Origin of the sequence: Deinococcus sp., from assembly GCF_030523985.1 — a bacterium.
Classification (GTDB): domain Bacteria; phylum Deinococcota; class Deinococci; order Deinococcales; family Deinococcaceae; genus Deinococcus.
Map to the genome: position 1 here is coordinate 37,168 of NZ_JAUNHK010000010.1, position 6,638 is coordinate 43,805.

Genomic DNA, 6,638 nt, shown 5'->3' on the forward strand with positions numbered 1-6,638 from the left:
GCCCGCAGCGGATGCCCGCGCAGCAGCCCACTGGCACATGCCAGCACCAGATGGCTGACCCGCTGCGGCTCCAGCGCGGCCACATGGATGGCGATATGGCCTCCCATCGAGTGTCCGATGAGGGTGACCTGCTCCAGCCCCTGGTCTGCCAGCCAGTGCGCGACCAGCGCCGCGTCCTGCCGCACGCCGAGCGAACGCCGCCGCCACGCGAGGGGCTGACCATAGCCGGTCAGTTCGAGGACGTACACGCGGTGCCGCTGGCGCAGCGCGGGAATATTGTGCCGCCACCAGCGGGCCGACCCACTGAGGCCGTGAATCAGGACGACGGGCGTGCCACGGTCACCTTCCCGGTAATAGCGCAGGACGCCTGCACCCTCACGAAATTCCTCGACCTTCACGCCGAGCAGGATATCGCCCTTACCCCCGCGCCGCCGTGAAGCGCAGCGTTCCGTCGTTCAGCGGGCTGTACTCGATGGCGGCCTTGTCCTGAAGGTAATTCTGGTAGACCTGCCAGGGCCGCTTCGATCCCTGCTTGGGCAGCAGCGCGGCGGCGCGGGTCACGTACCCCGAGCTGAAGTTCAGCAGCGGGCGCTCCTGCACCGAGGGGTCGGCCTGGGGCACCACCACGCCGAGGTGCTGGCGCTCCATGTGGTTGAGCAACCGGCACACGAACGCCTGGGTCAGTTCGGCTTTCAGCGTCCAGGCGGCGTTGGTGTACCCGAAGGCGTAGGCGCAGTTGGGTAGCCCGCCCAGCATCATGCCCTTGTAGACCAGGGCGCGGGCGGGGTCGAAGGGCTGGCCGTCCACGCTGAAGCCGATGTCGCCCAGCACGTTCATTTTCAGCCCGGTGGCGGTCACGATGAGGTCGGCCTTCAGCTCCTGTCCGCTGCCCAGGCGAATGCCGTCCGGCATGAACCTGGCAATGGTGTCCGTGACCACCGACGCTTTGCCTTCGCGCATGGCGGTAAACAGGTCGCCGTCGGGCACCGCGCACACCCGCTGATCCCAGGGGCGGTAGTCCGGCGTGAAGTGCCGCGCCTCGAAGCCTTCCCCGACGTGCTGCCCGGCGACTTTGAGCAGTTCCTGGCTGAACACCTGCGGGAGCTGCCGGGCCACCCCGAACTGAAGCATGTTCACCAGAATGTTGCGCCAGCGAATCAAGCGGTGCGCCGCCTGGGCGGGCAGGGCGCGGCGAATCTTGAGGGCGGTCTGGTCTATCAGCGGCTGCACGGCGATGTACGAGGGCGAGCGCTGAAGCATGGTGACGTGCGCCGCCGCCTGCGCCAGGGCCGGAACCAGCGTCACGGCGGTGGCCCCGCTGCCGATGACCACCACGCGCTTGCCCGCGTAGTCGAGGTTTTCGGGCCAGAACTGCGGGTGAACGATCTCTCCCCGGAAAGTCTCCTCGCCGGGAAAGCTGGGGCGGTGGCCTTCGGCGTAGCTGTAGTAGCCGCTGCACAGGAACAGAAACTTGGTCTGGAAGGTCACGGTTTCGCCGTCTTCACGCTCCGCCGTCACCGTCCAGAGCTGCCGCTCCGACGACCACTCGGCCCGCCTGACCCGGTGCCCGAAGCGGATGTGTGGCGTGATTCCGGCCTCGTCGGAGGCGTCCTGAATGTACTGTCGGATGTCGGGGCCGTCGGCGATGGATTTGTCGCCCGTCCAGGGCTTGAAGCTGTAGCCCAGCGTGTACACGTCCGAATCCGAGCGCACGCCGGGATAGCGGAACAGATCCCAGGTGCCGCCGATGGCGTGCCGCGCTTCCAGCAGCGCGAAACTCTTGCCGGGGCACTCGGCCAGCAGGTGCCGCGCCGCCCCGATGCCCGAAAGCCCCGCGCCGATAATCAGCACGTCCAGCCGGGCCGCCGGGTCATGTGGCCGTTCAGGTAGGCGGGCGGTGGCGAGCCGGGCGCGGCGCTGATTCTTTCTTACGGCCTGCACCGAGAGGGCCGCCAGGGCCAGCGGCAGGATGATGTGGCGGCGTTTCATAGGTCATGCCTCGCTTCATTTGCAGGGGTCTGCCCGGTGGTGCGGGCGGTGGCGGCGGGATCACTCCAGCCCGTCGGGGACGAGAGGCGCACGGCGCGGCGGATGCCTTCGTCGGTAAAGCCCAGGCGCTCGGCCACCGGACGCAGCACGCCCGGCGCGAGGCCCGCCACCGCGAGGTGACGCGGCACGGTGGTCATTTCGGCCCGGCGCTCGATGCACTCCACCGCTTCCAGCACCACGGTTTCTATCGGCACCATCTTCCAGAGTGCGCCTTTGTTGCCGCCCCACACGGCCTTTCCGGCGGGGTCGTTCAGGGTGTCTTCCATCAGCCGGGTCGGGAAAAAGGTGGGGTGCAGGCTGCCCACGCCCACCCCGTCCGGGCGCAGTTCCAGCCGGATGCTGTCGCACATGGCCCATACGCCCGCCTTGGACGCGCTGTAGGCGGCCTGAAGCGGCGAATGGATGAACGCCCCCATAGACGACACCGCCAGCAGATACCCCCGGCGCGGCTTGACATAGGGCAGCGCCGCGCTGAAGGTGCGCCACACGCCATTCAGGTTGATGTCGATGACGCGGGCGAAGGCTTCCGGCGTGAAGGTTTCCAGCGGCCCGAACGCCTGAATGCCCGCGCCTGCCACCACCACGTCGATGCCGCCGAAATGGGCGTCAACTTCGGCCATCACCCGTTCCAGCCGTTCGGCGTCGCGCACATCGGCGGCCCAGCCCCGCGCCGCACCCTCGTCGCCCAGCGCGGCGGCTTGCACCTGCACGGCGCTCCCGTCGAGGTCGAGCAGCGCCAGCCGCGCACCCTTTCGGTGTAGTGCCCTGGCCAGCAGCCGACCCAGGCCGCCATTCGCCCCCGTGATGACCACCACCCGCCCGCGTAAGTCGTACCTGTCCACGTCGCCCCCTGACCATGCCGGAAAAGGGGGCCGAGAGCACGGCTGCCCTCCAGCACGATTTTCCCAGCACTGGAACCCAGAACTGAAACTGCTTGATTTCAGATGTAGGGCAGCTTGACATGTGACATGGAGGGTTGTCAAACTGCCCCCAATCTACCCGAGGAGTCCTACTTTGACCCAGGCCGAAACCACAGAGGGAAGACCCTACCAGGGCAGAACGGCCCAGCAGCGCCGCGCCGAGCGCCGGGAGCGCCTGCTTCGGGTGGCCACCTTGCTGTACGGCACTCGGGGGTTCCGGGCGACCACCGTCAAGGACATCTGCGAGGCGTCGGGCGTGACGCAGCGTTACTTTTACGAAGCCTTCGCCAGCGCCGAGGACTTGCTGTGTGCGGCCACCGAGAGGGCCACCACGACCATTCGCCAGGACGTGCTGAGGGCCGCGCAGGACGCACCGGGCCGTTACGAGAGCCTGCAGAGCGCGGCACTGGCCTACTTCTTGCACATCGGCACGCACCCGGAAGTCGCCCGCCTGACCCTGTTCGAGATGGAGGGCGTGAGCGCCGACGTGGACGCCTTTTACCGAGCCGACCTCCAGAAGTCCACCGACCTGATTCGGGGGCTGATGTTCGGGGCGGTCGGTGACGCGCCTGCCGACCTGCGCCCCGACCTGCTGGCGCGTGGGGTGCTGGGCGCGATGTACCAGCTCGCCAAGGAGTGGACGCGGGGCGGGTTTGCCGAGCCGTCCGAGGTGATGGCGCGGCATCTGGTGGCTATTGGTGTGGGGGTATGGCGCTCGGATTGAGCTGAAAAATCTGAGACTCGTCCCATTCTTACCTAAGTAGATTTAGGTAAGAATGGCCATTCGAGTCAATTCTGCCTTCATATTTTGAGGCGTCACTGGAGCCTGGGTCTAAGCTAGACACATGACCATCAAGAAGGTAACAGTCCTGGGTGCGGGCGTGCTGGGCGCTCAAATCGCTTTTCAAGCGGCGTATGCCGGATTCGATGTGGTGAGCTACGACATCAACGAGGAGGCCCTTGGGGCGGCCCGTAAGCGGTTCGACGAACTGGAGCGCACCTACCTGCAAGACGTCAAGGGAGCGTCGGAAGACAAGCTCAAGCAGGCGCGTGATCGCCTGTCTCAGAGTGCCGACCTGACCGAGGCCGTCAAAGCCGCCGACCTGATTATCGAGGCGGTGCCTGAAAACATCGAACTCAAGCGTAAGGTCTGGGCACAGGTCGGCCAGGCGGCCCCGGCGCAGACCATTTTCACCACCAACACTTCTACCCTGCTCCCGAGCAGCTTCGCCGACGCTTCGGGCGACCCCAGCCGTTTTCTGGCGCTGCACTTTGCCAACAACATCTGGGTCAACCGCGTGGTCGAGGTGATGGGCACGGCGCAAACCAAGCCGGAAGTCGCGCAGCAGGTCTACGAGTTCGCGGAAGCCATGAAGATGAAGCCCTTCCTCCTGAAAAAGGAGCAACCGGGATACATCATCAACTCGCTGCTGGTCCCTTTCCTGGACGCCGCTGCCCATCTGCTCGGCGCGGAAGTCGCTTCGCCCAAAGAAATCGACAGTGTCTGGAAACTGGCGACCGGTTCGCCCCATGGCCCCTTCGAGATTATGGACGTGGTGGGCCTGCGCACCGTCTACGCGATTCACTCCAGTCATGGCGATTCGCAGGATGCCGACAATCAGCGTTTCCTCGAAATCGTCAAAAACGACTATCTGGACAAAGGCAAGACCGGCAAGGATTCGGGTAGCGGCTTCTATGACTATGACGACAGCGGTGCAGTAAAGAACTGAGTGCCAACGGTATGGGGGGCGGATTCGGAAGTCCAGCGAATCCGCCCTACCTTTTTCTAGAGGAAAAAAGTCCGGTGGCGACGAAGCCCAGCAGTGCCAGCAAGGCGGGCCAGTCGCCCAGGCGGGTGTAAAGGGTCTGCCCGTTCAGGAGCTTGGGGGTCACGTCCAGGGCTTGCAGTTCAGCGCCACGGCTCACGATTTGCACGGGTCGGCCCAGGTCATCCACCGCGCCCGCCACGCCGAGATTGACACTCCTGACCAGCCAGCGCCGCGTTTCTATGGCGCGCACGCGGCCCATCCAGAAATGCTGCGCCACGCCCCAGCCCTGATACCAGCCGTCGTTGGAGGGGTTGACGAGAACCTGAGCGCCCTGGCGGGTCAGCTCACGGGCCACCCAGGGAAAGACCGAGTCGTAGCAGATGTAAGCGCCGTATTGGACGCCATTCAGGGTCAGCGGCTGCACGCTGCGGGCGGCTTTCAGCGAAGGTGGAAGGGGAAAGCCCAGCGCCCGTTCCACCAGGCTGTAAATGGGGTGCAAAGGCTGATACAGCGGGAATTCTTCCCCAAAAGGCACCAGCTTGGCTTTGACATTCTGGCCCGTGAGTTGGCCCGCACTATCCAACGAAATAACGCTGTTCTGGTCAGGGCGGGCCGTCCTTAGGCCGCTGATGCCAGGGCCAGGAAAACCAGGCAGGCGAACGGGAGCCGTTTCAAAGCCGAGGGCCGTCTCACCCCAGACAACCACACTGTTGGCAGTACGGTTGCCGCTGACAGGCGAAAGCATGGCGTACTGCTGCTCGTAGGTGAGTGCGCCACTGGCCCGTTCAAAAGAATCAAAAGCCGTGCGAATCACCCGCATCGGCTGCACTGGCCCCTCCCCTGCTGTGCGCGTCAGGCCGTAGCCGAGGGCCGCCAGCCAGCATAGACAAAGCGTCAGGATACTATGACGCGAACGACTCGCCAGTGCTGCCGCCATTCCCAGAATCAGCACACTGCCGAGCAGCACCCCGCCGAGGTCGGCCACCTGAATCAGCGGCGTGGGCAGCAGCGCGTAGCCGAGGGTGGGCCAGGGAAAGGCGAGTGGCCCCAGAAAACGCAGGAATTCCACGAGGCCCCAGCCCCCGGCCAAAGCCCAGATCCGGCCCCGGGGCGAAGCGATGAGGCGGGCGACGACATACGCCATCAGCGCGAAAAAGCCGCCTTCCAGGGCATAGAGCAAAAAGGCCAGCACGCCCGCAGGCGGAAAGCCGAAGATATTGCCCAGAAAAGCCGTCAGCCACCACAGATGAATGGTGGTCATGGCGAATACAGCCCACCAGATGCGGCCCGCGACCTGTTTGGGGCCAGGGGCCTGGGCCGCGTGCCACAAGAGGGCTGCCAGCACGAGCGGCGCGAGCAGGCCCGTCGGCAAAGGCGGCAGCGTCAGCGCCAGGGCGACGCCCAGCAGAGCGGAGACGGCAGCGGGCGGCAGGTGGGGGCGGGACATGCAGCAGAAAGTCTAACGGCAAACAGACCGCGCATCCCCGCAGCCCGTACACTCCAAAGGTGCATTTCGACGATCTGCCCGTGCTGCCCACTTCCCCCGGCGTCTACATTTTCCGCAAGGGTGGCGTGCCGATCTATATCGGGAAGGCCAACAGCCTGCGCTCACGGGTCACGCAGCATTTCAAGGCGGGGGGCAAGAGCGGCAAATTCACGGCGCTGGCGGAAAATCTGGAATTTATCAGTGCCGCCAACGAGGTCGAAGCCCTGGTGCTCGAAGCCAACCTCATCAAGCAGCACCGCCCGCACTACAACGTGCTGCTCAAGGACGACAAGCACTATCCGTTTCTAAAGCTCACCAACGAGGCTTTTCCGATGCTGCTCGTCACGCGGCGGGTGCTCAAAGACGGGGCGAACTATTACGGGCCTTACCCGGACGCCTCGGCGGTGCGGCGGG

The 6,638-nt window shown here is 65.2% G+C and carries 7 protein-coding genes; 3 read left to right on the top strand and 4 right to left on the bottom strand.

Features of this window, described 5'->3' with window-relative positions; translation table 11 throughout:
• The 3 genes from Q4C89_RS03145 to Q4C89_RS03155 form a co-directional block, all read right to left on the bottom strand.
• The coding region (locus Q4C89_RS03145) for an alpha/beta fold hydrolase (protein ID WP_303101158.1) at nucleotides 1–407 on the bottom strand (407 nt) is incomplete at its 3' end.
• Nucleotides 408–417: 10 nt separating this feature from the next.
• Nucleotides 418–1,989, bottom strand: a complete 1,572-nt coding sequence (locus Q4C89_RS03150) for an NAD(P)/FAD-dependent oxidoreductase (protein ID WP_303101150.1) — start codon at nucleotides 1,987–1,989, stop codon at nucleotides 418–420.
• Entirely contained in the window at nucleotides 1,986–2,891 is a 906-nt protein-coding gene (locus tag Q4C89_RS03155; RefSeq protein ID WP_303101151.1) for an SDR family NAD(P)-dependent oxidoreductase, read from the bottom strand. Before Q4C89_RS03155 ends, Q4C89_RS03150 begins: the two co-directional genes overlap by 4 nt.
• A 172-nt stretch (nucleotides 2,892–3,063) precedes the next feature.
• On the opposite strand from Q4C89_RS03155, the gene Q4C89_RS03160 reads away from it, so the two are divergent.
• Nucleotides 3,064–3,693 carry a TetR/AcrR family transcriptional regulator gene (locus Q4C89_RS03160; RefSeq protein WP_303101152.1) on the top strand — a complete coding sequence of 210 codons (630 nt, stop codon included), beginning with the start codon at nucleotides 3,064–3,066 and terminating at the stop codon, nucleotides 3,691–3,693.
• 121 nt (nucleotides 3,694–3,814) lie between these two features.
• Nucleotides 3,815–4,699: a 3-hydroxyacyl-CoA dehydrogenase gene (locus tag Q4C89_RS03165; RefSeq protein ID WP_303101153.1), complete on the top strand. Its 885-nt coding sequence runs from the start codon at nucleotides 3,815–3,817 to the stop codon at nucleotides 4,697–4,699.
• 46 nt (nucleotides 4,700–4,745) lie between these two features.
• Here the strand turns inward: Q4C89_RS03165 and lnt are convergent, their stop codons facing one another.
• Complete coding sequence (gene lnt / locus Q4C89_RS03170; protein WP_303101154.1) at nucleotides 4,746–6,185, bottom strand: apolipoprotein N-acyltransferase; 1,440 nt, start codon at nucleotides 6,183–6,185, stop codon at nucleotides 4,746–4,748.
• Nucleotides 6,186–6,244: 59 nt separating this feature from the next.
• Between lnt and Q4C89_RS03175 the strand changes: the two genes are divergently transcribed.
• On the top strand, nucleotides 6,245–6,638 hold a 394-nt coding region (locus Q4C89_RS03175), incomplete at its 3' end, for a GIY-YIG nuclease family protein (protein WP_303101155.1).

Bases quoted from the DNA above. Each gene is read 5' to 3' on its own strand.
- Q4C89_RS03165 (WP_303101153.1), top strand. From the start codon at position 3,815: ATGACCATCAAGAAGGTAACAGTCCTGGGTGCGGGCGTGCTGGGCGCT.
- Q4C89_RS03150 (WP_303101150.1), bottom strand. From the start codon at position 1,989: ATGAAACGCCGCCACATCATCCTGCCGCTGGCCCTGGCGGCCCTCTCG.
- lnt (WP_303101154.1), bottom strand. From the start codon at position 6,185: ATGTCCCGCCCCCACCTGCCGCCCGCTGCCGTCTCCGCTCTGCTGGGC.